Here is a 26,353-nt window from a genome sequence, read left to right on the forward strand (position 1 = left end):
GTTAACCCTAAGCGAAGCCGAGTGCCGTCAGCAAACGAATAAAATCCAGGCGTTGTCGCAGAGGATCCAGGAAGGGATCATTCCTGAGATAGACAAGGCCTGCATCGCCCTCCTCCCGCGCGGTTTCCAGCAGATCCATGGCATCGTCTGCCCGCCCCCACTGCGCCAGCACCTGCGCACGCTGATACAGGCTGTTATCGCCGTGCGCCGCGCCGAGAGCCGCAAAAGCTGCCTCTGCATCGGCGGTGCGGTCTTGCCGCTCGGCGACGATCGCGAGGCCGGTCAGGCGGAACAGACTGCTCGGCTCCCGTTCATAAGCCGTACGGGCGCCTGGCACGTCACCCATCAGGTAAAGGCTGGCGCCAATGGCGGAATGCGCCACTGACAGCTCTGGGTTCAGGCCGAGCGCGCGTTGCACCGGTGGAATGGACGCGGCATAGGCCCGCGCCGAATATTCCACCTCGCCAATGCGCCTGAATACCCGCGCGTTCAAAGGGTCAAGTTCCGCAGCCCGTGCTATTGCCGCGCGCGCGCTGTCGAACCGCCCGCAGCGCGCCGAATAAAGCGCGTACCGGCTGAGGACATCCGCATCGCCTCCACCAAGTTCGAACGAACGCTCATAGGGCGCGCGCGCACCGGCGGCGTCAATATCACCGTTGAAGAGCGCAAAACCGAGTGCCGACTGCGTGTCGGCGACGTCCGGAGCAAGGGCGGCCGCGCGGCGAGCTGCCGCAATTGCGTCCCGGTACCGCGAACGGCGCTCCTGTCCCTGGTCATATTGATTGCCAATCACCGTCAACGACCGTGCCCGCGCGGCATGGGCGAGAGCGAAATCCTCGTCGGCAGCTATGGCCGCGTCGAAACTTGCAAGCGCGGCCATGTCGTCGGACCGGTCACTGGCGCGGGCGTAGTGATCGCGGCCGCGCAGATAGGCATCATAGGCGGCCAGGCTGTCGGTGCCGCCTGCCATGGTGAAATCAGCCTGCTTACCGCCAAGCATTTCCTGCGTCAGAGCCAAGGTGACAGCGCGCGCAATCTCTTCCTGCACGGCGAAGATGTTTTGCACGGAACGATCGAAGGTTTCGGACCATTGGCTGAATCCCGTCCTGCCATCGATCAACTCCGCGGAGATACGCAGCATGTCGCCAGCCAGCCTGACATTGCCGTCCAGCAGGAAACTGACGCCAAGCCTGCTGCAGATCGTGCGGGCATCCTCATCGCTGCCGCGAAAACTGTTGGAGGAGGTTTGCGCGGCGACGCGCAGCAGCCGATTGCTCGACAATTGTGTTCGCAGTTCCGCTGATAGACCATCCGATAGATAGGATTTTTCGGGATTGCCGCTGAGATTGGCAAAAGGCAGGATCGCCACGCTATTGTCCGTTGCGGCCTGCGGCCCAGATTGCGTCAGCCACCATGCGCCGACGGCACCCGCGCTGAGAAGAAGCGCGGTGCCGCCCAAAAGCGCACGGCGGTCGATGCTGCCCGCTGCGATCGTCTTATCAGGAGGGCCGGTATGCGGCATGACGGCCTCAGCTGCCGTCGTTTCTCCGTCGCCATGCCGCGCGGCGATCGCGCGTAGGATGGCCTCCATCGCCGGCGCGGCATCGGCGCTGCGGGCATCGTTCACGTCGATACTTTGCGCCTGCCGAAATCCGAGCGGGGGAACCGTGCCGCCCAAAGCGACCGGCACCAGATTGCCATTTTCAAAGCCATGGGTCGCTTCATCGCGCACCCAGGACGATTTCACCGACGCTTCGGACCAGAGAACCACGACCGCCTTGGCCGAAACAAGCGCCGTTTCGATGGTTTCCAGAAACCGCTCGCCGCCTTCAATCAGGCCGTCCCACCAGACGCCGTAACCCGCGGCCTCAATTGCCGCGACGATCGGCAATGCCTGCTCCCGGTCAACGCGCGCATAGCTGAGAAATACCGTCTTCGCCGGTGCGGACTCACCGGACTCAGGATCGGCACCGGTCATTGGTTTCAAAAGCCCCCGCAGCATCGTTCTGGCATTGATCTACGGTTATTCACCCGTCACCAACAGCCATTGCTTAGGCGGCAGGCCCGCCGGAGACAAGAATAGCGATATATATGGGCTGCCCGGCGTCCGGTCAGCGGCATCACCATATGGTCAGAGGCCAAGCGCGTGCCAGGTCATGCTGCCGACGACGCCATCGGCCTTTAGATTCTTCTCCTTCTGATATTTTTTCACAGCGGCCTTGGTCGCGGGGCCGAAGTCGCCATCGACGATCAAATCGAGCGCTTTTTGCAGATCGCGAACGTCTTTGCCTTTTGCGCCCATGCTGATCAGCTTTCGCCCGTTTTCGGTTTGAAAAGGCGCCATGCTGTGGCGCCGGAAAGCATCGGCCATCTTGATGTGATATTTGTTCTTTTCGTAGGCGGCACCATTGTATCCCCGCGCAAAGCCGCGCCAGTCGAGGCGCTGTAGTTCGTCCTTCAGTTTTCGGCTCTTCACATAGCCGATAAAGGCTTCGAGATGGGTATCTTCGGACGTCACCATCGCCGTGATGAAGTCCTCCACATTGGCGTATCCGCACAATTTGTGATTCCAGCCCATGATCTGGAACATACCCCAGCTTGCGGATTTCAACCCGGCTTCGCGGTCGAGCGCAATGGCGCGCGACAGTCTGCCATATTCATGTGCGCCGCCCTTATATCCGCCCGCCCTTCGCGATGAGATATCCGGATGGGTGCCGTTGTAGGCGTTGTTCGTGAACTTTGCGAAATGGTGTCGTTCGAACAGGATTTTTGGCTTCTTGTTTCGAAAGAAACCGCCGCCCGCACTCTCCACCTCCATGACTGCCTTCACGGCGGCAACCTGACAGTCCAGGTCGCGGGCAGCCTGCTCGATAGCCCCCGCCGTCATTTTCGCACCAGTGCCGATGAATTCGTCGGACATATGATTTCCCCTTTTCGTTTCGGACAAGATTGGTCCTGAGGGGCTGGCGGTGTGATCATGTCTGGAAGTGCCGCGCAAATCCCTGAACCTTAAAGCGAACAAGAACGCAACAACCGGTTTTACTTATCGGCGCGTACCTGCACCGGGTCAATAGAGGCGCGGTTTCTGGTTAAGCGCGGGGCATTATTGGTGCGGAGCCGGAAACCAGTAACTTTCCTTGCAGAAAATGCCCGGCGCGATACGGCGCTTCATTGCCAGTGCGCGGCGATCATGATCGCCAGAATTGCGAGAGGTACCGCATATCGCATTGCGGGGCGCCACAGCGCGCGGGCGAGCGCGCCGCTGGTGGCCAGTTCTTCCCTCCAGATTTCCGGTTTGACCACCCAGCCTACGAACAGCGATGTCAGCAGGGCACCGAGTGGCAGCACGATGTTGACGGCAAGATAGTCCTGCACGACGTATATCGTTTGTTCCCTAAGCACACCAAAGGGTTCCAGCGGATGGAACTCGGCCAAATGGTTGAAGGAAAACACCGTGCCGAGGCTGGCGATCCCCACCAGCAGGCTGACGAGAAACACCGCCGGACGCAACCCGATGCGCAATGCATTGGCGATACGGCCGCCGAGGGGCTCGAGCAGCCCTACGCATGAGGTGATGGCCGCAATGAACAGCAACAGGAAGAAAAGGAAACCCACGATGCTGCCCCCCGGTATCGCTCCGAATGCAATGGGCAAAGTCTCGAAGACAAGGCCCGGACCGGACGTGACCGGCACACCATATTGGAACACGAAGGGAAAGATGGTCAGCCCCGCCAGCAGCGCGACGACCGTATCCGCCGCGATCACCGTCATGGCCGATCCCGCTATCGGCGCATTCCGGTCCAGATGGGAGCCAAAGCTCACCATTGTCCCAAAACCGACGCCAACGGAAAAGAACGCCTGCCCGACCGCCATGGCGATGACGCCGCCGTCGATCTTGGAAAAATCGGGCACGAACAGGAATTGCAGCGCGCTCATCATGTCGCCGACGAACGCCGCGTAAATTGCAAGCAGGACGAGCCCCGCAAAGAAAAACGGCATGATGATGTTGGTCAGCTTCTCTATACCGCCGGTAAGCCCGCGCGAGATCACCAGCGCGCTAAAGGCGACGGTGGCGGCCATCCACCCGATCATGCGCCAGGGACTGTCCATCAGCGACGCGAAGATCGCGGTCGTTTCCTCCGCCTGCGCATCGGAAAATTCATCTCCTGCGAACCGCAGCATGTAATCCAGCGTCCACCCTGCGATCACGACATAATAGGCCAGGATCGCAAAAGTCGCGATGAGCGCGAGGATACCGATCATATGCCATCGCCGGCTGGCACCGCTCTGCGCGGCGACATTGCGAAGCGAGCCTACGATGCCCCGTCCGCCCCGCCGGCCGAGCATCAGTTCCGCCATGACGAGCGGCAGGCCGATGCAGAGCACGCAGGCGAGATAGACGAGGATGAAGGCGGCACCGCCATTTTCCCCAGTCATGTACGGGAACCGCCAGATATTGCCCAGCCCGACGGCAAACCCGCTGGCAGCGAGGACGAAGGACGTTCTCGACGACCATAATTGTGGCTGTTTGTCGGCTTTCATCGCCATGGCTCGATGCCCTCCCTCACTCATGGGTTTGTGAGCGCTTCGCCCCGCCTGGCGCAACGGCACGTTTAACGCTGCGCGGCCCTGTCCGGTGCGGTCAGCTCGACTTCGGCCGGCCAGAACCCTTGCGGGCTTTCATCCACGATCGCGCGCAGCATGCGCCTGGCGTCGTCTTCCCGGCCGGCAAACCGGTGCTCCATCGCAAGCGCAAACCTGACCAGGCTGCCTTCGCTCTCGGTCAGGTCCTCAGCGGTGATGCGGCCCTGCATGACCTTCACCGCGCGGTGATAATCCTGGTTCTCGGTCAGGTTGAGATCGGCCGGTACTTCGGCAACGGCGCGCTTCGCACGCTCGTCTTCGCCCATCTTGCGATAGGCCAGATACGTCCAGAACGCTGTTGGAGGCAGCATGTCATCGCGCGCAAAATCAGGCACGAGGGTAAAGGCCTGCGCCATCCCTTCCGCCATCCGCGCGAAGTCTCCGACAGCGAAACTGGTCTGCGCATGGTAATAGATGATATTCGACTTGTACGTGCCAAGAGTCAGGCCGCGCGCATTGGGCAAACCATCGGGTTCGAAACTGTCGGGCTCACCTCGCATGAGTTCCATCGCCCGCTCGTAGTCGGACAGCGCGAGGTCGAATTGGCGCACCCGTGCAAGGTGGCGCCCGCGATAACGAAGCAACCGATAACTGCCCGGAAAGCGCGTAAGGCCTCGCGTGAAGACATTGATGGCATCGCAATACCGGCCCGCATATCCCAGGCGGCGCCCAAGCCAGAAATAGCTCTCTTCACGGTCGGGCGCGATGTCGAGGGCGCTGCGCGCCATTGCGATATCTTCGTTCAGGCGGCGGGCAGTCTGCACATTCCAGTCGGGCGTGCGCAGCGGCGTTCCGATCAGGGTTTCCCTGCAAAACCCGGCTGCTTCGGCGTCCGCGGGCACGACATCCTGCGCCAGAGCAGCACCGGCAAACAGCGATGCGGCCAGGCCCGCAAGTGTCATCGCGGGCCGCATCACCCGACCACCTCGGTATAAAGGCGGCGCAGGTTCGTCCCCATAATTTTCTCCGCCGCCGCCTCGCCATGACCAAGCTTGCGGACTCCGTCCCAGACCACCTCCATGCGATTGGGCCCATTCAGTTCATCGATGAAGAGCGGCCATTCCGCAGGGTTGAAATTCGGCCCTTCCTCGCGCTTCAATTCGGCGAGATAATCATCAGTCATCTTGATGCGGCGATGGTCGCGATCGCTGCCGATGGCGACATGATCCACCCCGGCAACATTGATGGCATGGTCGATATGGCGAAAATAATCGGCCAGCGCACCGGCGCGCTTTTCAGTGAGGAAGGGACGGATCTGGCAAATCCCGACGACTCCGCCCCGCTCCGCGAGCAGACGCAGATTGGCGTCTGTCGTGTTACGCTCGTTCGCGTGGACAGCCATGCAGGCAGTGTGACTGATTGAAACGGGTACTTTGGAATGTTCGATGGCGTCGGCCATCGTGCGCATGTTCGCGTGCGACAGGTCGATCAACATGCCGCGCGCGTTCATCCGTTCAACCAGTTCGCGCCCGAACCGGGTCAGGCCGTGCGCGCCCAGTTCCTTGCATCCCGCACCTGCCCAGTTCTGGTGGTTGTAGGTGATCTGCGAGACGCGCACGCCCAGATTGTAAAACACATCGACATTATCGAGATCGGTCCCGAAGTGGGTGCTGTTCTGAAACAGGTAATAAAGCGCAAGCTTTCCTTCCGACCGGGCGCGGTCGATATCGGCGACACTGGTGGCCTTGATGAACAAATGCGGGTGGGCGGCGATATGACGGTCATGTGCGAGGACAGCGTCCATCGCCAGGTCATAGGCTGCCGTGCCACGCGGTTTCGGGTCGCATAGCGTGACGGCGATCGCATCGAGCCCGCTGCCGATCATTTCCCGTACGAGCTCTTCGGTATAATTGAAGCGAACTTCGCCCATGGCGTCGAAGGTCAGCGGGCGGGTTTTTGCCAGGAGCGCCGCGCTGCTCATGGCGGGGAGCGTCATCGCTCCAAGCGCAAGCCCCGATCCGATAAATTTCCGCCTGTCCATAGCCCACTCCCTTTCCCCATTCGAAAGTTCATAGCGTATCGGAAAATTAGTGCAAGAGGCTTATGATCCGGTGTTTATCCACATGACGAGCGCGTCCTCATCGCTGGTGGAATAACAGATGTGACGCATGCTCGCGTCGATATAGATGCTATCGCCCACACCGAGGGTCACAGGTTCATAATGCTCGGTCGCAAAACAAACCTCGCCTTCGAGAACGTAGAGGAATTCCTCTCCTTCGTGGCTCGCCCAGTCAGCGAAATCCTCCGCTCCGCGCGCTTTGATGGTGCTGACGAAAGGGAGGATCTTCTTATGGCTCAACTCCGAGGCGAGCAGGCGGTGACGGTAGACGGGCGTTTCCATGACACGGCCGGCGCTCTTCAGGGTGACGCTACGCCGGCTACCCGGCTGGTGGCCGTCATCGCTCGCGAAAAGATCGGTGATATCGATGTCGAAACCGAGTGCCAGCTTCTGCACGACATCGAAGGTCGGCGACATCTGGTCGTTTTCGATCTTGGAAAGTGTCGAAGCGGCGAGTCCCGTATTCCTGCCGGCTTCCTCCAGCGTCATCTTGCGGTCACGCCGCAGCTTCCGAATGCGTTCCCCCAGATGGAATGACGTGGTGCGCCGCCTGCGCGGACCCCGAAGCCCTTCGAGGTAATCCAAGCCATCGTTCGCGGCACCGGTCAAAATGGCCTCCGTATTGTTCAAGAGTCTGTCCGGCCATGCGCCCAGTGGATACCTGTAACGAAGCGCCGAACATGTCCTGTACTATGAGCAGAAGATTTCCCGATCGGCAAGTCGGCGGGGTGCATGTGGGACATGCCGATCGGAAAAGCTCTGTCTATACGGAGCCTAAAAATCCATTTTTACGTTGAGATAGTAGAACCCGCCGCTCACACCGAAGACGCTATGATTGTCGTAGATCAGGCCGACCCGCTTCAGGCCGGGGCCGCGGTCGGGCGGGAATTTGTTGAACAGGTTTCGCGCGCCGATGCTGATGTCGATGTCCTCGAGACCCGAATAGGTCAGCTCGGCGTCGAACAGCATCGCCGGGTCACGCTGCAGGAAGTCGTTTCCGGCGCGGCGTTTCCAGGATCCGTAATAATTGGCACGGGCCATCAGGTTGAAATCACCGATTTCGTTGTTCAGCGTCAGGTTGCCGCGCCAACGGGGGAGACCCCGTTCGAATTCGATGATGGTCCCGGCGCCGAAGAAAGCCGTCGGATCGGTGCGGAGCTTTTGCTCATTATAGTTTACGGCGAAGCTGATATTGGTCGCATTGGCATCGCCCCAGTCGAAACCATATGTCGACACAAGGTCGAAACCGCGTACCCGCGTGTCGAGCTTGTTTTGGAAGAAGCGGACCTGCTCGACCGAGGCGCCATTGGGAAAACCGATGGCCGCGAGCTGCGCGCGCTGGGCAGCCGTCGTGTCGATCGAAGGCGTCAGAAGCAGGCGATCGTCCACATCGATCTGGTAAAAATCGAGTGTCGCTGTGAAACCATTGTCCGCGGTCAGGACCACGCCGGCCGACATGTTGAACGATGTTTCCGGCCTCAGCTGGTCGGAACCGAATATCTGTGCCGCGGGCGAACCCGGGATCAGAACCGCGTCGAGAATGAACTGGTTCTGCGCATTGATCTGCGAGGTCTGGCTGGTGCCGAAGACCTGGCCCGCCGCCGGCGCCCGGAAGCCCGTGCTTATTGAGCCGCGCAGGGCCAGCAGATCGGATAGCTCGACACGTGTCGCCGCCTTGTAACTGAAATTATTGCCGAATTGCTCATAGTCCTCGTACCGGCCGGCGACGCTGAAGTTCCAGTTCTCCATGATGTCCAGGTCGGTCTCCGCGAAAATCGCGAAACTGTCGGATGAGAAATCACCGGCAATATCGGGCGTGAAACCCTGAAACCCGTTGGAACCGACCGGCAGGTCGCGAAGCGGGCCCACTTGATAAGATGCCAGATCCCCCGCCTTGATGCGATAGGTCTCCTTACGATAGCTTACGCCGCCGAAGACCAGTATGTCGCTGGCGAAGGCATTGGTCGGGATCTCGTAGGAGATTTCACCGTCCACCTGGATTTCCCGCTGGGTCAGACTGCCCGGCTTGAATCTGGTCGGCGATGCCTCGCCGAGTGATGGATTGACGGTATTGTATATGGTGTAATCGACACGGTTGTTGCCAAGCCGGGCCGATACATCCCAGTTGAACCGCCCGACCTTGTCGCGAATGCCGCCGACCACGCTGAAATCCTCGGTCGCCCCGGCGAATTCCGGCGTGAATCCGCCGGGAAATATCGAGCGCAGATCGAACGTGCCGGGATAAGCGGCCGTGTTGTCAAAAGCGGTATCGGCATAGGTCGAGTGCGCAGGCAGACCGCCGGCAGCGGTGGACTGGCGATAGAAGAACGTGACCGAACTGTCGGCATCCATGTAATTGCCGAAGGTGTAGGCTTCGAGATCGCCGCCCATCTCGATCCCGGCGTTCCAGGCCAGCTTCACCGCCTCGTAAAATGGTTCGCCATTCCCAGCGGTTTGAACAGGAACATTGGGGATATTCATCGCCCGCAGCGCTTCGGCCCCATCATTCTTGCCCCCAAGGAATGTCTTATCCTGATGGGTATATTGCGCACTCAGGTTGAGGTAGCCGATATCGCCAAGGCCAAAGGCAACGTGCCCCTGCAGGTCATAGGTGCGGCCACCGACGTCGTAATACTCGCCCGCCTGCGCCATGACCGAGCCGCCGCTGGTATCGTTCTTCAGTGTCACATTGACCACCCCGGCAATGGCATCGGAACCGTATTGCGCCGACGCGCCATCGCGCAGGACCTCGACACTGTTGAAGGCAATCGGCGGAATCACGTTGAAATCCTGCCCCTGCGAACCCGAGGTCGTTGCGTGGCCCGTGCCGATCTGGACGATCGCGGCGCGGTGGCGACGTTTGCCGTTGAGGAGCAGCAGCACATGGTCCGGCGGCGAACCGCGCAGGGTTACGGGGCGTACGAAGGACGACCCATCATTGCCCTGCAGGCGTTTCACATTGAAAGCCGGGACAAGAGAACGAAGCGCATCATTAAGGTCGGTATAGCCTGTGGTGCTGATCGCCTCCTGCGCGATGACATCCACGGCAACCGCACTATCGGTGACCGAGCGGTCCTTCCGGCGGGAACCGACAACAACGATGGGTGAACCGGCCCCCGGGGCAACTTCAGCCTCTTCGGCCGCCTCGCTGACATCCTGCGCGGCGAGCGACGAAGGCAGCGCCAACGCGGCAAGAGCCGACGACAAATACAGATATGATGACAGTTTGGCCATTTATTCCCTCCATTTGCTTTGAGCGAAGGACACACTCGCGGCTTCCACTCGATACGGTCTTTCCTATCAGAAATATTCTGTCGGTCCAGCTGTAATTTTGGATCTTGGGATTGTAAAATATTCGCAACATATCCAATATCTTGCCGTAAATATCGTAAAAGCTTCTGACTTCTAACGGCAGCACTCCCCACCATGAGTGGCCGATAAAAATGCTCAGAATCGATTATTTTCCTATATGAAATCTTTTCCATCGGTGTATAGGTCTCCGGTGTCGAGATCGAGCGGGCGTAATCCGCCAGCCGGTACAGATCGGAGGAAATATGAGACTGCAGATTTTGGGAATGGCGCTCGCCGCCACGATAACGATGGCTGCGCCGCTCGCCGCGCAGGATAATGGCAGCTTTCAGGGTACATCACTGCTGGGTGAGCGTATGGTCACGCCGCACGACAGCAATAAGAACGTGGCCGCCCCTGCCGTGCTGGCGCGCGCGGCGGCCGACGCCAAGGCAGCGTTCGAAGCGGACATGACGGTCGATAATGCGACATGGTACGGCCGCGTACTCTTCTATCAAGGATATACGCGCGAATCCGCGGCCGTATACCGGCAGGCGCTCAAGCGTTTCCCCGAATCGGCAAAGCTTCTCCGCCATCTTGCGCATCGTCAGTTTTCCATGCGCCAGTTCGATGAGTCGATCGAAACGGGCCTGCGCGCTGCAAAGCTCTATGAAGGGGTCCCGCTTGAACGTGAGAAGCTCGGTCCGGATTATTTCACCAGCACGCCGGATGTCGTGCAATATTATCTCTATTACCACCTCGGCCAGGCCTATTTTGCCAAACACGATTTCGACAATGCTGCCAAATGGTTCTCGCGCTCGTCGCAGACAGCCGGATGGGGTTTCGATCCCGAAGCGCGTACCGCGAATACCTATTGGGAATTCCTTTCGCTGGCACGTGGCGGCCGCACCGCGGAAGCGCGCGAAGTCCTGGATGCTTACGACCTCACCCTGTTTCAAGTTCATCCGGAAGGTGGATCGGACAATTATTTCGACGGCATCCAGCTGTTCAAGGGCCACCGCGATGCCGGGTCGTTCTTTAGCAATCAGGACAGCGGGCGGCCCTTCGCCGATGCAGACGGCATGGCCGCTTCGACTGCCTACACGCTTGCCAACTACTTCATGCTGAAGGGGGAGCGGGAGCATGCGAAACAGTGGCTGAAACGCTCCATCAATGTCGACAGCTGGAGTTATTTCGCGCGCATTCAAGCCGAAGCCGACTGGGTCGCATTTTTCCCTGGCGAAGATCATACGCTCTCCGGACACTAATCTCGTGACCGAACCGATATTGCCGAGCGGTCCCCAGGGAGCGCCACAAATTCACGCGCACGGCGCAAATACCGGAAATATACATATGACCCAGTCGCCTTATCGCCCTTTGCTGGAGGCGGTCGGCCTTGACGCGCACATGCTGGAGGGCGGCGATTTGCCGGTGGTTACGCCGATCGACGGCTCCATCATCGCCAATGTGGCGAGCGCTGCCCCGGATGACGTGGCAGCCGCTATCGATACCGCCGAAGCCGCCTTCCAGTCATGGCGCACCATGCCGGCACCGCGCCGCGGCGAATGGGTTCGTCTGCTCGGCAATGAACTGCGCCGTGAAAAGGAAAATCTTGCCCGGCTGGTCACGCTCGACTGCGGCAAGATCCTGCAAGAGGGCCTTGGCGAAGTGCAGGAGATGATTGACATCTGCGATTTCGCGGTTGGCCTCTCCCGCCAGCTTTACGGCCGCGTGATCGCGTCGGAGCGGCCCGGGCACAAAATGCTCGAAAACTGGCATCCCCTGGGGCCTGTCGCGGTGATTTCGGCCTTCAACTTTCCAGTCGCGGTATGGAGCTGGAATGCGGCCCTCGCCATTGTGTGCGGAAATCCCGTGATCTGGAAGCCGTCGGACAAAACGCCGCTCACCGCGCTCGCCGTTCAGCGGATTTGCGAGCGGGTGAGTGCGGAATTTGGTGAGGATGCGCCCGACGGTCTGTGCCAGACAATTATCGGGGACGCCGATATCGCCAAAATCCTGGTGGCAAGTCCGCGGATCCCGCTCGTTTCCGCGACCGGTTCAACGCGTATGGGCCGACAGGTCGCCAGGACTGTCGCAGACCGGTTCGGCAAGTCGATTCTGGAGCTGGGGGGCAATAATGCGATGATCGTGACGCCCTCCGCCGACCTCGATCTGGCCCTGCGCGCCATCGTTTTTTCCGCGGTGGGCACCGCCGGTCAGCGCTGCACCAGCCTGCGCCGCCTCATCGTCCATGACGATATTTACGAAACGCTCGTTCCGCGCATAAAGGACGCCTATCGCAACGTGAAGATCGGCAGCCCGCTGGACGGCAAGACGCTGCTCGGTCCGCTGTACGACAAGCAGGCTTTCGAAGCCATGCAGGCCGCACTCCAGCAGGCGCGGGAGGATGGCGGAGTCGTGACAGGGGGCAGCCCGGCTTTGACAGACGAATATTCAGACGCGGCATATGTCACGCCGGCGATCGCCGAAATGCCCGCTCAAACGGATATCGTTCGGACCGAAACCTTCGCGCCCATCCTCTACATCATGCGCTATTCCGAGCTCGGCGAAGCCATCGCCATCCAGAACGGGGTTCCGCAGGGTCTTTCGTCCGCGATCATTTCATCCGACATGCGCGAGACTGAGGCTTTCCTTGCCGCTTCCGGATCGGATTGCGGAATCGCCAACGTCAATATCGGTCCGTCCGGTGCGGAAATCGGCGGTGCGTTTGGCGGCGAGAAAGAGACCGGCGGCGGCCGGGAAAGCGGATCGGACGCGTGGAAAGGCTATATGCGCCGCCAGACCACCACCATCAACTATATGGCCGAACTGCCGCTGGCCCAGGGCATCACCTTCGACCCGGCCGGCTGAGCACGCCCTCAGAAACTGCTCTTCCAGCCTGCCGAATGCGATCAGCCGATGGCAGGTGCAGACGCGGCGTCGTCACGCCGCGCAGCGAGCGCATAGCTATAGAAACGGTGACCCGGTGGCTGCCCGGGGGAACGAAACCGGTCTCATCGATATGAAGGAAAAGGGTCTCAAGTAGCGCACCGAAGGACACCAGACGCGGCGCATGACGAACAGATCAATCTTTCTGGACATCGGTGCCGAACTGGAAACGCAGATGGTTTGGATAATCCTCCACCCCATTCCATAGATGATTTGCCTCCTGGGCGTTGCAAACATGGGATGGGCATTGGGGTCGTCGCCATTGCCCATGATAATAACCCCATAGCCGCCCTCCATCGACGCCAGCATTTCTGCATTGACGCCGGTATTCGATCCGTCGTCGCGAAACCAGTCGGTGACACCGAGCCCCACGCCCCGAAAAAAGAGAAGTTCCCATCCCACCAACGTAGCGGAGGGAGATAATATCAGTCATCTCGCGTGCCAGCGATGGGGTAAACGCTCCAATCTCTTGCCCTTCCAGCACGCGCTGGAAGGCAGTCATGAATTTGGCCAAATCCGTAGGTGTCGACCACATGCTGGATGCGCTTATTTGCGGCGTGATCGGGAGACCGGTTCTGATAAGCGCGCCGTCCTGATCACGGACAAGGACGGTGTTAGTTGTAAAGCCCACCGAGCGAGGTTGCACCATAGCAGTATCTGTCATTCCCGGAGGCTCGAAAACTCGCTCTCTAGCAAGTTTTTCGAGGGAACGGCCGGTGTCAACAGATCTTCAGATGTGAGTTTCTGGAGCCCCAAAGCAGCTCACGAGACGTCCGATATCCGGGGTGGAAGCTGACGGCGGAACGGGGGTGATCTGCAGACCGGCAGCAGTTGAAAATGAAAGGCAGAATGCTGCCGCACATCGCCAATACGGAAATGAGAATGCGCCGATCGTCCATTTCGGAAATTCAAGCGACTCGCTTAGGGCCTATCCCTTGACGATCCGCGACAACGATTTGGGGATCGGCGCATCTCTTGACACAGAGGAGTCAGCAACTGGGCGTCCAAGTGAGGTCACCACCGGGACAACGCCAATCCAAGTGTCGCGGTCGAACTCGTCGTAGTCATCGATGGGCGCGCCAGCCCGCACTTTCGCTGAAGCGGCTTCGATTACGACCTCGTATACGCCAGTACCCTTAATTTCCTTTTCATAGGGTGGGCGCACCTCGTCCCAGCGACCCGGAAACATGTGTTCGGAAACGCATCGCAGCGCCTCAATCCGCGCAGTTTGCTCTTCAATGAGAAAGGCTCGTCCATGTAAAACGACCGACCGGTAATTCATGGATGATTCGAAGATGGACCGACCGACGACGATTCCGTCGACCAGGGTGATACACAGACTCACCGGCTCCCCATCGGATGAGGTCATTGCGCGCGACTTGCGGTGCCCGTGAAGAAAGAGGCGATCGCCGTCACGACCATAGACCAAGGGGATCACGACGGGCCGGTCGTCGTCGATGAAGGCGACATGCGCGACGAACCCACGGTCCAGAATCGCATAGATGGACTCGCGGTCGTACGTGCCGCGACTTGCGATCTGCCTTACTCGGTTGATCCCACCCGCCGTAAATGGGTCCTCTGGTATATGCGGTGTTTTCGAGCGCACCATGTCGCTTACCCTTTCTCGCTTGTACGAGAGCGCAATCGCCCACCCATTGGCTTTTACCAAGGGCCAATTTCCGTAAGTTCAGCAGTCCACTTCAGGACTCTTCTAGCTAATTAGCCAAGGCGCTCGCCAGCTTTCTAACGCCTTCTGAAAGCGCTTTCTCCGACCATCCCGCATAACCCAAAACCAGGCCAGGCACGCCATAATTTGGATCTGCGAAATATGCGGACAGTGGTTTGGCTCCGACACCGCTCCGTTTCAGGGCATCTGCGATTTTGGCTTCCGTAATATGCGCGGCAAATTTTCCCGTCATATGAAGCCCCGTGTCGTCAGGACCGATCAAGATCGTGTCGCTAAAATGCAAATCGAGAGCCGTCAGGAGCGCCTGCTGCCGCTGACCATAGGCTTGCCGCATCGCCCGCACATGGGCTGCAAACTGCCCTGAGATTATAAACTCCGCCAACCCCCTCTGCGCGGTCACACCGGTATGACCGCTAAGTGCGAAGCGTAAAGCTGCGGCCGGATCAACGAGTTTGGGGGGTAAGACTAGGTAAGCAAGCCGGAGCGCGGGAAACATCGATTTGCTGAACGTGCCCAGATGGATCACACGGTGAGACCGGTCGATACTCGCCAAGGTCGCTGTCAGTGTGCCGCGGTGCCGAAACTCGCCATCATAGTCGTCTTCGATGATCCATGCCGCGTTGCGGTCGGCCCAGGCGAGAAGGTCTAGGCGGCGCTTTGCGCTCATTACGATCCCCGATGGATACTGATGCGCCGGGGTAACGTAAGCTAGCCGCGCGCTGGGGGCCATGCGCTCGCCTTGCGCCACCATTAGTCCCTCCCGGTCGCACGGCACCGGAACGACCTTGACACCGTTATGCAAGATGGCCTGCCGGGCCTCAGTGTAGCCAGGATCTTCCAGCCACGCGCGATCCCCAGGGTCGGTAAGAAGCTTTAGGATCAGCTCGATAGCACACCGCGCGCCGTCCACAATCATGATCTGATCGGGGTCGCAGACCACACCTCGCGATGGACCAATATGATCGGCGATGGCAAGCCTTAGCGGTTTCCAACCCAACGGATCGTCCTCAACCTTACGGCCCGAGGCCAGTCTGCCGCCACGAGCGATAGCTCGCGCCCAGCTCTCGCGCGGAAAGAGGTCCGTGGCCGGCACGCCCGGGGCAAGCACTGGTCGTTGCGTGAGGGGTTCAATTGGCCGACCCATTGAAACCATCGCCTCGCCCCTCCGCGAAAGTTGCGGCGGACTTTTTGCTGGGGTGGCGCCGCCCATAGCGGTGGTGGCGACCAGGCCATGAGCGACATAGGTTCCCGAGCCAGGCCGCGACACCGCGAAGCCTTCCGAGATGAGCTGAGTGTAGGCCTCAGAGACGGTATTCCGGCTAACATCGTGTGCAGCTGCCGAAGTTCGCGAAGACGGTAAGCGTTGGCCTGCTTTGATGGATCCGCTCGTGATCGCGCTCCGAAGTTGGCGCGCGAATTGGCTTGAAAGGCTCTCTCTCGAATTGCGATCGAGCGAAACTATGTCAATGTTCATCTGCGTTGCATAGCAGCCCCGGCCGACCGCGGCAGCCTCGGATTCCAGCTCCGGAACTTCAACCGTCCGCTATTGCGAGACTGCGTTAACGGCAGGTTTAATGGACACTGATCGACCCGCCCAACAACGACAATGAGGGCGCAAACCGGTTATTAGAGTTTCAAACTCTCCACATGTCACGCTTGGTAAAATATTATTTAAAATCCTATAGTTGTGGATTTATATCATAAGGCAGGCGGACCTTATTGCGGACCCTTCGCTAAAGCCGAAGAAATAAATTTAACGGGATCAGCCGCTTACGCCTTCAGTGCGATCCCTTGCTTAGCCTTGTGGGCAAGAAAGGTGGTGCCGCCGGGTACGGCGGCCAGCAGCCCCCCCCCCAAGCCTCACGGCAATCTCTGGCTTGGCTTTCGGACAGATGCCGTGGATCGGCAGGCCAAGGCCATTAATCAGTGCGTGGATCTTCGTCGTCAAACCGCCCCGGGCACGTCCCATGCAGAGATTTGGCCCCCGTTTTCAGGGCTGCACCGTGCCGGTGAACCCGGATGGAAGAGCTGCCGATCATGACCAGTTCGCCGTCTCAGGCTCGCCCCGCCGCTTCGAAAAGCCGGTTCCGCACGCCGGCTTTGCGCCCGCGCACAAAGCGGTTGTAGCAGGTCATGTGCGGCCCATGGCGCTCAGGATTATCGGCCCATGGACTGATGGTGCGAAACCCGCGACAATATCCCGTTATTGACCGGCCTATCATTCACACGCGGAACGCCGCGAGGCCTGTCCGGCAATAATGGCTCAATCACCAGCCATTCGTCATCGGTCAGTTGAAATCTGCGACGCATTGTCCAAAGCTCCTTCCTGGCGCCTTGGATCAACCTCATCCGCACCACGCAAGTCAGTTGATGAATTGCGGCCTAGAAAGTAGACGTGCGGTTTCCGACCCAATTGCAAATAATGGTGTAGCAACTCCGCTTTTCAGATGGTTTGCAACTGAGCCCGAGGGCCGTCCATCAGTCAACCATCATTTTCCATTGGGCTGCATAGCCACCAACTGCCGCCATATCCTGTCGACCAGAGGCCGGACGGGCACATTTCGGGATCGGTAGGCACAAACGCGCAGCGATTGAGCAGCCTCTGGAAATATGACCTGCAATCCCGCTTTTTTTGCGCTGCTGGGGAAAATGGCGTCAGGCAGCCACGCCACTCCTAATCCGCGTTGGCAGGCGGCGAAAAGACTTTCCGCGAGTGACGCGCGATAGACTGGTTGAAGTCGCTCTCCAAAAGAGGTTTTGCTGACGCTATGCTCCACCACACGTGACATGAACGAAGTGCCGGAAAATGCGACATAAGGTATCGAGTTCTGGCGATTTTCGTCACCAAATTCCACCGCTTTGTCGATTGCCGAATATAGGGCGAGCCCGTGTTCTGCGATGTCTACACGTTCAAACTCGCTCGCATCGATTTCCGGGCTGACGGCGGGATGATCGTAACAGACGAAAATATCGCTGACACCGCCGGAAAGGGCGGACAAATACTCGTCTAAAGTTCGCGTTTCAGCGACGACATTGACGGCAAGCTTTGGCTCGCTGCGTCTAAGCAACTCGGTCAATTCAGGCATAAAATACAACGCCAGGGTATGCAGCGACGCAATGGTCAGATCCTGCTCGCCTCTGCGCGTCAGTTCGCCAATCGCACCGCGAATTTCCAGCGTGCGCGCAACGATCTCCTTTGCGGCTGCAATAAACTCGATGCCCGCCTCGGTGGGGACAATCGGATGCGAGCTTCGGTCCAGCAGCTCTGCTCCGGCCCAGTGCTCGACCGCCTTTATTCGGCGGCTCAATGCCGATTGGGTGGTATTCCTGTCCTCTGCGGCATGCGCAAAGTGTCCCTTTTCAGCAACAGCCAAGAAATCTTCAAGCCAGTTAAAATCCATGTGTCTTTAAATATCAGCGTCTTGCGTTCTACGCAATAACTCATTCCTACTCCGCACTGGCAATTGGAAAAGCAAAGTGAAACCCAGTGAACCGGGTTGCGAAAGATTCTTTCGCAAAGGGGCTGCGATATGGCCCGCTATCATGTTCTGGGAGGACAAAAACACCATGAAAACCCGCCTGACTGCAAGAATTAGTATGACCGCACTGGCTACGGCAATCGTCGCCACACCGACCTACGCCCAGGTGCAGGACCAAACGTCCCCACCGCCAACGCCGGACGTGGCGAGTTCTGCGCAAGATGAACAGACAATCGTCGTGACAGGCTCGCGCATCCGTCGTTCCAACGCGAATTCCGCGATTCCCGTGCAGATTCTTGTTAAAGAGGATATTCAATCGACGGGTTCGGTCGACGTCGCTGAGATCGTCACGGAAATCCCGGGGGTCGATTACAGCCTGTCGCCTGAAAACACCGCTCTTAGCACACAGAATGCCGGGCTCAGCACAGTCAATCTCCGCCGTCTGGGCGGCAATCGCACGCTCACGCTTATCGACGGGCGGCGTGCGGTTTCCAATTCCGGTAATGGCGAGCGCGTGAGTCTTAGCACCATTCCGACGGGTTTCATCAAAGCGGTTGAAGTGACGACTGGCGGCGCGTCGGCCATCTATGGCTCGGATGCCATTGCCGGCGTGGTCAACCTCTTGCTTGAAGATGATTTCGAGGGCCTGGATCTTTATGCACGCTACGGCGAAGCGGAAGCTTCCGGCGAAGAGGAAACCCGGTTCACTTCCCGCTATGGCAAGAGATTCGCGGACGACCGGATCTATATGCTGTTTGGCTTCGATTATTGGCGTGAAACGGCGATTTTCGCGGACGCCACCCGGCCGGGCTCGATCGCGAACGTCGAATTCAACCGCCCCAATCGATCCCGCCTGCCGGGCCAGGAGGACAATCCCGACGCTTTCGGCAGCGAAATCGCATTTGGCGATTGCGATAATTCCGGCAAGTTCTGCATCAACCCCTCGGGCAGCTCCTATCTGCCAGGCGGTGTTTTCGAGGGCGACGATGCCTGGAATGTCGGCGGCGTCTGGTTCAACGACCAGTCGCTGCTGCCGCAGGACGGCCGTCTGGCGGCATATGGTTTCGAAACCGACTCGGACGGTTTCAACTTCCGTCCCGGCACCAGCATTTCGCCAAGCTTTGAGAGCTTCACCGGCGGCTGGCTGGCCAATTTCGACATGACCCCGACGACATCGCTGTCTGCGGAACTCTATTATTCGCATATCGACACGACGACGACAAACAGCGCATCCGCCGCTTTTTTCGGCACGGATATCGGCGTCAATAACGCTCTGGGCGATATCGGCACAATGGCGGCCGACAATCCGTTCATTCCGCCGGAAGTCGAAGAGACGCGCATCGGGAGGGTCAGCTGGTATCGCCGGTTTAGCGAACTCGGTAACCGGAAGACCGTCAACAAACGCCAGACCATTCGTGGGGCGCTTTCGCTTGACGGCCAGATTTGGGACGATTGGGAATGGACGCTGGGCGGCACGTTCGGCCGCTTTGACCAGAAACAGCGACTTCTCAACTATTTGAATTACCTTAATATTCGCAACGCGCTGAACGTTGAGACCGTCAATGGGTCGGTGCAATGCGCGGATGCGGATGCGCGCGCTGATGGATGTGTGCCCCTCAACATCTTTGGCGAGGGTAGCATTACACCGCAAATGGCCGATTATATTCGCTATACTGGCAGACTGCGCCAGAACAGGGAGCAGTTGACCTTCGGCGGCAGCATGAACGGTGAGTTGTTCGATTTGTCATGGAGCGGTCCTGTTAGGGCGGCATTCGGTTTCGAATGGCGCGAGGAAAGCCAGGAAACCTATGGCGACCCCGACAATGGAATCGAACTGACCTCACTCACGCCAATCCCGGATATCCGTGCACAGTTCAGCGTTTGGGAGGCGTTTGGTGAATTGGACATTCCTCTGATCACCGACCAGCTTTCCGTGCAACTCGCCGCGCGCTATGCTGATTACACGACGGTCGGCAGTGTCTTCAGCTATAATATCGGCGGCACCTGGCAGCCCATTCCGGATATCCGGTTCCGTGCGCAATATTCCCGTTCACAACGCGCGCCGACCCTGACCGAATTTTTCTCACCGGCGCGCGGGGACTTCGACAGCCTGCGTGATCCTTGCGATGGCCTTCTGCCCGACGGCAGCGGCATCACGCCAGCACCGGGCAGCACCGCGTCTGCGGACGTCATCGCGGCGAATTGCCTCGCCGAGCCGGGCATCCAGGCCTACTTCGCAGATGTCGATAATGCAGGAGAGCCGTTTGAATATGATGGTAGTGTAAGCGGGCCCAATGCGGGCAACAATCTGCTTCAGGAAGAGACGGCCGATACCTATACCGCTGGCGTCGTCCTGGCACCGCGATTCCTGCCCGGTTTTTCGCTGATCGTAGATTATTACAACATTACCGTGAATGACGCGATAGGCTCGGTCTCGACCCAACTGACCGCCGACCTCTGCTATGGGGATACGAACTTCCCGAATAATCGTTTCTGTGACGTGATCACCCGTGACGGGACCACCGGCAACGTCATTCAGGTGATCAACCGGCAGGAAAATCTGAACTCACTCAAGGCCGAAGGTGTGGATGCCACGCTGGCTTACAGAATTGAGCCTGGCTTTATCCCCGGTGCGTTCAGGGCCAATGTGCGGTACACGCATTATCTGACAGACGATTTTACCTTTCTGGGAATCGGTGGACCGGAGACGGTGAGTTCAAACGGCGAAATCGGTGAACCGGAGGACGAGTTCCGCGCGCAACTCTCCTACGATCTCGATGGCTTCAGCGCCTCCTGGACGACGATCTATCGCGGAGGCGGGGTCGATGACCTTGATGTACCTCCGACCGATCCAGAATTTTTCCGTGCCCCGGATGAGATCATTCATAATCTCTATCTGCGATATCGCTTCGGTGAAGAGCCAAGAGTGTCGGTTTTCGGCGGTGTTCGGAATGTGTTCGACGATATCGGACCGATCATTCCCAACGGCGTCGACAATGGAGGGACCCGCAACATCACCGGCACTTTGAACGACGTCGAGGGGCGCGAATTCTACGCTGGCGTCCAAGTCCGGTTCTGATCTGATCTGATAAAGGATTGTGAACGTGCGGAAATCCATGTTTAAATCATTTGCAAAAGAAGGGGCGGGGGTCATGTTGGCCTTCGCCCTCCTTTCTTTTGCGTTCTCCAATGCCCAGGCCCAGGCCCAAGCTCAAGCCCAGGATGTCGTTACGCATGAGGTCGGCAAGTCGCTTTATCTTGAAAATGTCGATCCCGGTGTAGAGCAAATCGGCCGCGAGGTCGGGCGCCACATGCGCACCCAGAACAGCTATATGGCGCGCGGCTGGACGCATGATGGCAAGGCTCTGCTATTTGCCCGCAATGGTGCCCTGTTCCGGGCGAAGACCGCGCGCAGTAAATTCACCAGGGTCGTGCGATATCGCGACTTCAATATCAGCGGCGCGCGTCTGGCGCAGGTGTGCGGCAAGGACGGCTATGTCTTTACCGACGATGAGGATGGCGACGAATATGACGCCGTCTATGTGGGTACGGCCAGCGATTTCAAGCCTGCCAAAGTCTCTCCAGGCCGCGCGAGCAACCGGGGGGTCCTCATATCCAATGACGGATCGCGCATGGTCTATGCCAGTTCCGCAGAGAATAGCGGGCAGTGGCAGCTCTTCCTGCAGCCCGTGTGCGCGGGAGCGGCGGCCACCACATTGATCAGCGGGCCGGAATCGGTCTATCCTTTTGATTTTCATCCGGATGACACGCATTTTCTGGTGTTGCGTACCTTGGCAGACGGTACCGGCGAACTGATCGAGTTCGATCTGGCATCGGGCACGTCGCGGACGATCCTCCGCGAAGCCACGCCGATCAGAAGCGCGGGTTACTCTTCCGATGGCGAGCACATTTTCTTCACTTCCGACGCCGCGAGTGAATTCAGACAGCTTTATCGCCTGACCCGCGCCGATGACACGATTATCACGGTTATCGGCGGGATCGGCATGGATATCGACAGAAGTGCGATGTCGGGCAATCGGCAGCGCATGGCCTTGGCACTTAACGAATATGGCCTTTCGCGCGTCATGGTTATCGATCTCGATAAACTCAGGCTCGTCGCCGGTCCGTCAGAGAAAGCGCTTGGCGTCATTTCGGGCATGTATATGTCACATGACGGTGAAACCCTTGCCATCAACCTGTCCCAGCCGACCGTACCGGCGCGGTCGGGGGTCTATGATGTCCAGACGGACAGTTTCCAACCATGGAGCGGGGGGTTTGCCCCTGGCCAGCGCATGGCCGAACTGGTGCCGACAATCACGACCTATCCCGCGCCCGACAAGATCGGCGAAGAGGATGCCGCCATCCCGATGCTGGTCTACAAACCTTCGACCGCAAGTGCGGACAGGAAGGCGCCCGTCGTCATTTTCGCGCATGGCGGACCCGCCTCGCAGGCGCGTCCCAGTTTCGGCCGCTTCTATCATTATATCGTGACCGAACTCGGCATCGCCGTGTTGCGCCCGAATATCCGCGGTTCGACCGGTTATGGCCGCACCTATGAACAGGCCGATCAGGGTTTGAAGCGGGAGGCCGCCATTCGCGATATCGGCGCACTGCTCGACTGGATCGAAACCCAACCGGATCTCGATTCGGATCGAGTGGTCATTGCGGGCGGTTCCTATGGCGGTTTTGTCTCGCTCGCTTCGCTCGTGGCGTATTCGGACCGGCTGCGCGGTGGCATTTCCAGCGTCGGCATCAGCGATTTTGAAACATTCCTGAAAAACACCGAGCCCTACCGGGTTGAAAACCGTCGGCGTGAATATGGCGACGAGCGCGATCCGAAAATGCGGGAATTCTTCAAAACCATATCGCCGCTTGCGAATGTCGGGAAAATCTCTGTCCCCGCCTTGATCGTGCAGGGCGGCAACGACCCGCGTGTGCCGCAACAGCAGGCCGAAGATATGATCGCGGCCATGCGCAAGGCGGGCCTCGATGTCAGCTATGTGCTTGCCCGGGACGAGGGACACAATTTCAGCAAAAGCCGCAATCGTTCTGTGGCGACCGGGGCGCAGATCGAGTTCTTGCGAGACAGATTGCTGAAGGATTGATGCTTTAGTTCGCGCGCAAACAGGATTTCGTTCGCGTTCTGATTGTCGGATTGCAACCCGGTAAAGGGCTCTGGCAAGCCGTTGCGACGGCTTGCCATCCCAAAACCGGATGCCAGAGCGCCCCTAGATTCGTGGACGCCTTCCTTCCTAGATTTGAGGACAGGAGGCGACGATGGGGAAGGTTAATTTCAGCGACGAGTTCAAGCGCGATGCGGTGGCGCAGATCACCGCGCGGGGGTACCGGGTAGCGGAGGTTTCCGAACGGCTCGGCGTGAGCCGACACTCGCTGTATGCGTGGAAGCGGCATGTCGCACGGCGACCGGAAGTTGGATCGCAGGATGCCGAGATCCGGTAGCTGAAGCGCGAGCTTCTGCGAGTGACCGAGGAGCGTGACATCCTAAAAAAAGCCACCGCGTATTTCGCCAGGGATGCAAAGTGAGATACGCGTTCGTTGCCGAGCATCGCACGCTGTTCCCGGTGCGTGCGATGTGCCGGTGCCTTCGCATCCAACCCAGCGGCTTTTATGCCTGGTTGAAGAACCCGCTGAGCAGACGGGCGAAGGAAGATGCTCGGCAGACCGGCTTGATCCGGCAGGCGTGGGAAGCCGTAGATCACCGTGCTGATCTACTCGGATCAGGGATCGCAGTTCACTTCGCTGGACTGGGCCTCGTCCCTGAAGGCCCACAACCTGGAGCACTCGATGAGCCGGCGCGGCAACTGCCATGACAACGCCGTGGTCGAGAGCTTCTTCAACCTGCTCAAGCGCGAACGCATCCGGCAGCGTGCCGGTGCTCACATGAGGAGGCCAGGCAGGATGTGTTTGATTACATCGAGATGTTCTACAACCCGATACGCAAGCATGTGAGGAACGGGATGCTGTCACCCGTAGAGTTCGAACGGCAGCAGATGATGAGCACCGAGGGCGTCTAGAAAACTCGGGGTTTTTCAGAGAGCTACCGAAAGTCAATCGCGCGCGATACGCTCGAGGAAGAGTTTGAGGAACTGCTCGCGAACCTCCAACCGTGCCACAATCTATTCACAATCGCGAGCAAGGTGTTCCGCGATCTGTGGGATCATATGGCCTATCGAACCAAGGGCGCCAAACGCGTCTTAAAGCGGACCTCATTCGCATGGAGAGCCACATCGCGCGCTTGGTAGACAAGCTGTTTGATATCGATAACGTGACGTCATCATCATCATCATCATCATCGTCATCGTCATCGTCCAAATCGAAAAACGTATAACAGCGCTTGAACCTGAAAAGCTTCTGCTAGCTGAGAAGGTCGGGAAATTGGACACACCCGGCCGAGGCTTCGACGAACTGTTCGAACACGCCTTAGCGTTTCTCGCAAGCCATTATAATATATGGAAGAACGGCACATTCGCCGATCGCAGAAATGTGCTGAAACTTACCTTTACAGAGCGGCTGAAATATGGCTGCAATGAAGAACTTCGAACCCCTAAAACGCCCATGTCTTTCAAGGCCCTAGGGAGGCATCGGGATGACGAAAGGGAGATGGCGCACCCGACAGGATTCGAACCTGTGGCCTTCGCCTTCGGAGGATCTACTACCACCTTTCCGAAACATGCGATAGAGCACGTCGTTGCACGATAAGGTACTGAATCCCATTGCCTTTCCAAATCGCGGCACCGAAGTCTCTATCCAATCACAGGCCGTGATTTCCGCTCACATGCTTACGTAGTGCTTACGCGGAAACAGGCCGGAAAGGTCTGCCTTCTGATGCCGAAGCTCACGAAACGCGTCATCGACGCTCTAGAAACTCGAAAAAAGGACTACGTTGTTTGGGATGACGAATTGCCAGGATTTGGCATCCGCGTCTTTGCATCCGGGCGGCGCAGCTACCTCATTCAGTATCGTGCCAACGGACGATCACGACGCTACACCATCGGCATTCACGGCGTCTGGACACCAGAAACCGCGCGAAGGGAAGCACGCATCCAACTCGGAAAGGTCGCCCAAGGCGATAACCCAGCCGAAGAGCGCCTTGTAGAGCGCAACGCCATCACAGTTGAAGAACTCTCCGCTCAATACGTCGATGCAATGCATGCTGGCCTTATTCTAGGCAAGGGCGGGCGACCCAAAAAGCCGGACACGATCTACACAGACATCGGTCGCATCAACGGCCACATCGTTCCGTTGATCGGCAAACGGCGCGTCCAAGATCTGACGAAGGCCAACGTCACCAAGATGATGAATGATATCATCTCGGGAAAAACCAAGGCAGTGCGAAAGACAGCCAAAAAGCGCGGCAAGTCGATCTTGCGAGGTGGACGTGGCACAGCGAGCCGCTGCGTCGGTCTTGTCGGCTCGATGCTCACCTATGCGATCAGCATGGGCATTATTGAACAGAATGTCGCGCACGGCATTCGCAAACCGAAAGACAGAGTTCGCGACCGCCGATTGAGTAGCTCGGAATTCAAGACACTTGGCGAAATTCTCACTAAGGCCGAACAGACAGTCGAGCTCGCACCGACGGTTGCAATCACACGGCTACTGGCCCTCACCGGATGCCGTCGGAGTGAGATCATCAAACTCAAATGGCGGGAGGTCGATTTCGAACATAGCTGCCTTCGCTTGGCTGACTCGAAGGAAGGCGCATCTGTTCGTCCCGTTGGCCTTCCTGTGATCGAGATACTTGAGAAGCGCCGGGAGAAGACGCCCGGTGAGTTCGTCTTTCCTGGTACACGGGGCGCGGAGATATTCGGCAGCTTTCCTAACCATTGGAATAGGATGTTCAGCAGCTCAGAACTCGCGGACTTCACTGCGCACGTTCTGAGGCACAGTTTCGCAAGTCTGGCCAACGATCTAGGATTCACCGAAAGTACCGTTGCGGCACTGGTCGGCCATTCTACGAACTCGGTTACAAGCAAGTACATCCACTCTCTCGACAGTGTTCTGATCACGGCCGCCGATACCGTTGCGGGATATGTCAAAGGCCTGTTGGAGGGCATGGAGTTCAAGCAAACGGCTCAGATTCTAGACCGCAGGTCTCGTCAAATCGCGATATCCCATTTTATCGACGACGCTCGACTAGTCGCTGTTGAAGCCAGCTAACTGGCTTCAACAGCGCACCGCGTCATGCTCACGGAGGACCAACGCCTAGGTCCGCTTGCAGTTCTG

The 26,353-nt window shown here is 58.5% G+C and carries 15 protein-coding genes and 3 pseudogenes; 6 read left to right on the forward strand and 12 right to left on the reverse strand.

The window, feature by feature from the left end; all coding sequences use genetic code 11:
- Positions 1–7: 7 nt before the first annotated feature.
- From KCG44_RS03530 to KCG44_RS03560, 7 genes are all read right to left on the reverse strand, one after another.
- Entirely contained in the window at positions 8–1,978 is a 1,971-nt protein-coding gene (locus tag KCG44_RS03530; protein WP_218444237.1) for a TIR domain-containing protein, read from the reverse strand.
- 153 nt (positions 1,979–2,131) lie between these two features.
- The gene (locus KCG44_RS03535) at positions 2,132–2,920 is read right to left on the reverse strand and encodes an N-acetylmuramidase domain-containing protein (protein WP_218444239.1); all 789 of its coding nucleotides are present in this window, start codon (positions 2,918–2,920) and stop codon (positions 2,132–2,134) included.
- A gap of 248 nt (positions 2,921–3,168) precedes the next feature.
- On the reverse strand, positions 3,169–4,548 hold the full coding sequence (locus KCG44_RS03540) for a sodium-dependent transporter (RefSeq protein ID WP_218444241.1): 1,380 nt from the start codon (positions 4,546–4,548) through the stop codon (positions 3,169–3,171).
- Between the two features lie 65 nt (positions 4,549–4,613).
- Positions 4,614–5,546, reverse strand: a complete 933-nt coding sequence (locus KCG44_RS03545) for a tetratricopeptide repeat protein (RefSeq protein WP_218444243.1) — start codon at positions 5,544–5,546, stop codon at positions 4,614–4,616.
- A gap of 11 nt (positions 5,547–5,557) precedes the next feature.
- The gene (locus KCG44_RS03550; protein ID WP_218444245.1) at positions 5,558–6,625 is read right to left on the reverse strand and encodes a dipeptidase; all 1,068 of its coding nucleotides are present in this window, start codon (positions 6,623–6,625) and stop codon (positions 5,558–5,560) included.
- A gap of 60 nt (positions 6,626–6,685) precedes the next feature.
- Positions 6,686–7,333 (reverse strand): helix-turn-helix domain-containing protein, encoded by a 648-nt coding sequence (locus KCG44_RS03555; protein WP_218444247.1) that lies wholly within the window; start codon positions 7,331–7,333, stop codon positions 6,686–6,688.
- 144 nt (positions 7,334–7,477) lie between these two features.
- On the reverse strand, positions 7,478–9,937 hold the full coding sequence (locus KCG44_RS03560; RefSeq protein ID WP_218444249.1) for a TonB-dependent receptor plug domain-containing protein: 2,460 nt from the start codon (positions 9,935–9,937) through the stop codon (positions 7,478–7,480).
- 320 nt (positions 9,938–10,257) lie between these two features.
- Here KCG44_RS03560 and KCG44_RS03565 point away from each other — a divergent pair, with 320 nt between their 5' ends.
- Both KCG44_RS03565 and amaB read left to right on the forward strand, forming a co-directional pair.
- A complete protein-coding gene (locus KCG44_RS03565) occupies positions 10,258–11,259 on the forward strand; it encodes a hypothetical protein (protein WP_218444251.1) in 1,002 nt (333 codons plus the stop codon).
- Between the two features lie 85 nt (positions 11,260–11,344).
- Positions 11,345–12,862, forward strand: a complete 1,518-nt coding sequence (amaB, locus tag KCG44_RS03570) for an L-piperidine-6-carboxylate dehydrogenase (protein ID WP_218444253.1) — start codon at positions 11,345–11,347, stop codon at positions 12,860–12,862.
- A 214-nt stretch (positions 12,863–13,076) separates the two neighbouring features.
- Here amaB and KCG44_RS14505 read toward each other — a convergent pair.
- The 5 genes and pseudogenes from KCG44_RS14505 to KCG44_RS03590 all read right to left on the reverse strand — a co-directional run.
- Positions 13,077–13,646 (reverse strand): annotated as a pseudogene (locus KCG44_RS14505) (hypothetical protein); the annotation flags it as partial.
- 222 nt (positions 13,647–13,868) lie between these two features.
- The gene (locus KCG44_RS03580; protein WP_218444255.1) at positions 13,869–14,549 is read right to left on the reverse strand and encodes a pyridoxamine 5'-phosphate oxidase family protein; all 681 of its coding nucleotides are present in this window, start codon (positions 14,547–14,549) and stop codon (positions 13,869–13,871) included.
- A 106-nt stretch (positions 14,550–14,655) separates the two neighbouring features.
- On the reverse strand, positions 14,656–16,101 hold the full coding sequence (pdxR, locus tag KCG44_RS03585; protein WP_218444257.1) for a MocR-like pyridoxine biosynthesis transcription factor PdxR: 1,446 nt from the start codon (positions 16,099–16,101) through the stop codon (positions 14,656–14,658).
- 426 nt (positions 16,102–16,527) lie between these two features.
- Positions 16,528–16,937: pseudogene (locus tag KCG44_RS14340) on the reverse strand (IS5 family transposase); the annotation flags it as partial.
- Positions 16,938–17,116: 179 nt separating this feature from the next.
- Complete coding sequence (locus KCG44_RS03590; RefSeq protein ID WP_218444258.1) at positions 17,117–18,028, reverse strand: LysR family transcriptional regulator; 912 nt, start codon at positions 18,026–18,028, stop codon at positions 17,117–17,119.
- 196 nt (positions 18,029–18,224) lie between these two features.
- On the opposite strand from KCG44_RS03590, the gene KCG44_RS03595 reads away from it, so the two are divergent.
- The 4 genes and pseudogenes from KCG44_RS03595 (at position 18,225) to KCG44_RS03610 (ending at position 26,287) form a co-directional block, all read left to right on the forward strand.
- Positions 18,225–21,185, forward strand: a complete 2,961-nt coding sequence (locus KCG44_RS03595; protein ID WP_218444259.1) for a TonB-dependent receptor plug domain-containing protein — start codon at positions 18,225–18,227, stop codon at positions 21,183–21,185.
- A 73-nt stretch (positions 21,186–21,258) separates the two neighbouring features.
- Positions 21,259–23,211 (forward strand): S9 family peptidase, encoded by a 1,953-nt coding sequence (locus tag KCG44_RS03600; RefSeq protein WP_218444260.1) that lies wholly within the window; start codon positions 21,259–21,261, stop codon positions 23,209–23,211.
- 172 nt (positions 23,212–23,383) lie between these two features.
- Positions 23,384–24,141: pseudogene (locus tag KCG44_RS03605) on the forward strand (transposase).
- 811 nt (positions 24,142–24,952) lie between these two features.
- Complete coding sequence (locus KCG44_RS03610) at positions 24,953–26,287, forward strand: tyrosine-type recombinase/integrase (RefSeq protein ID WP_218444262.1); 1,335 nt, start codon at positions 24,953–24,955, stop codon at positions 26,285–26,287.
- The last annotated feature ends 66 nt before the right edge of the window (positions 26,288–26,353 follow it).

The sequence above is a fragment of the Pacificimonas pallii genome (genome assembly GCF_019204005.1).
GTDB classification, from domain to species: Bacteria; Pseudomonadota; Alphaproteobacteria; order Sphingomonadales; family Sphingomonadaceae; genus Pacificimonas; species Pacificimonas pallii.

What these genes read in the sequence shown, in the direction of transcription:
- KCG44_RS03530 (WP_218444237.1), bottom strand. Translation starts at nt 1,978, where the DNA reads ATGACCGGTGCCGATCCTGAGTCCGGTGAGTCCGCACCGGCGAAGACG.
- KCG44_RS03535 (WP_218444239.1), bottom strand. Translation starts at nt 2,920, where the DNA reads ATGTCCGACGAATTCATCGGCACTGGTGCGAAAATGACGGCGGGGGCT.
- KCG44_RS03540 (WP_218444241.1), bottom strand. Translation starts at nt 4,548, where the DNA reads ATGGCGATGAAAGCCGACAAACAGCCACAATTATGGTCGTCGAGAACG.
- KCG44_RS03545 (WP_218444243.1), bottom strand. Translation starts at nt 5,546, where the DNA reads ATGACACTTGCGGGCCTGGCCGCATCGCTGTTTGCCGGTGCTGCTCTG.
- KCG44_RS03550 (WP_218444245.1), bottom strand. Translation starts at nt 6,625, where the DNA reads ATGGACAGGCGGAAATTTATCGGATCGGGGCTTGCGCTTGGAGCGATG.
- KCG44_RS03560 (WP_218444249.1), bottom strand. Translation starts at nt 9,937, where the DNA reads ATGGCCAAACTGTCATCATATCTGTATTTGTCGTCGGCTCTTGCCGCG.
- KCG44_RS03565 (WP_218444251.1), top strand. Translation starts at nt 10,258, where the DNA reads ATGAGACTGCAGATTTTGGGAATGGCGCTCGCCGCCACGATAACGATG.
- amaB (WP_218444253.1), top strand. Translation starts at nt 11,345, where the DNA reads ATGACCCAGTCGCCTTATCGCCCTTTGCTGGAGGCGGTCGGCCTTGAC.
- KCG44_RS03580 (WP_218444255.1), bottom strand. Translation starts at nt 14,549, where the DNA reads ATGGTGCGCTCGAAAACACCGCATATACCAGAGGACCCATTTACGGCG.
- pdxR (WP_218444257.1), bottom strand. Translation starts at nt 16,101, where the DNA reads ATGAACATTGACATAGTTTCGCTCGATCGCAATTCGAGAGAGAGCCTT.
- KCG44_RS03590 (WP_218444258.1), bottom strand. Translation starts at nt 18,028, where the DNA reads ATGGATTTTAACTGGCTTGAAGATTTCTTGGCTGTTGCTGAAAAGGGA.
- KCG44_RS03595 (WP_218444259.1), top strand. Translation starts at nt 18,225, where the DNA reads ATGACCGCACTGGCTACGGCAATCGTCGCCACACCGACCTACGCCCAG.
- KCG44_RS03600 (WP_218444260.1), top strand. Translation starts at nt 21,259, where the DNA reads ATGTTGGCCTTCGCCCTCCTTTCTTTTGCGTTCTCCAATGCCCAGGCC.
- KCG44_RS03610 (WP_218444262.1), top strand. Translation starts at nt 24,953, where the DNA reads ATGCCGAAGCTCACGAAACGCGTCATCGACGCTCTAGAAACTCGAAAA.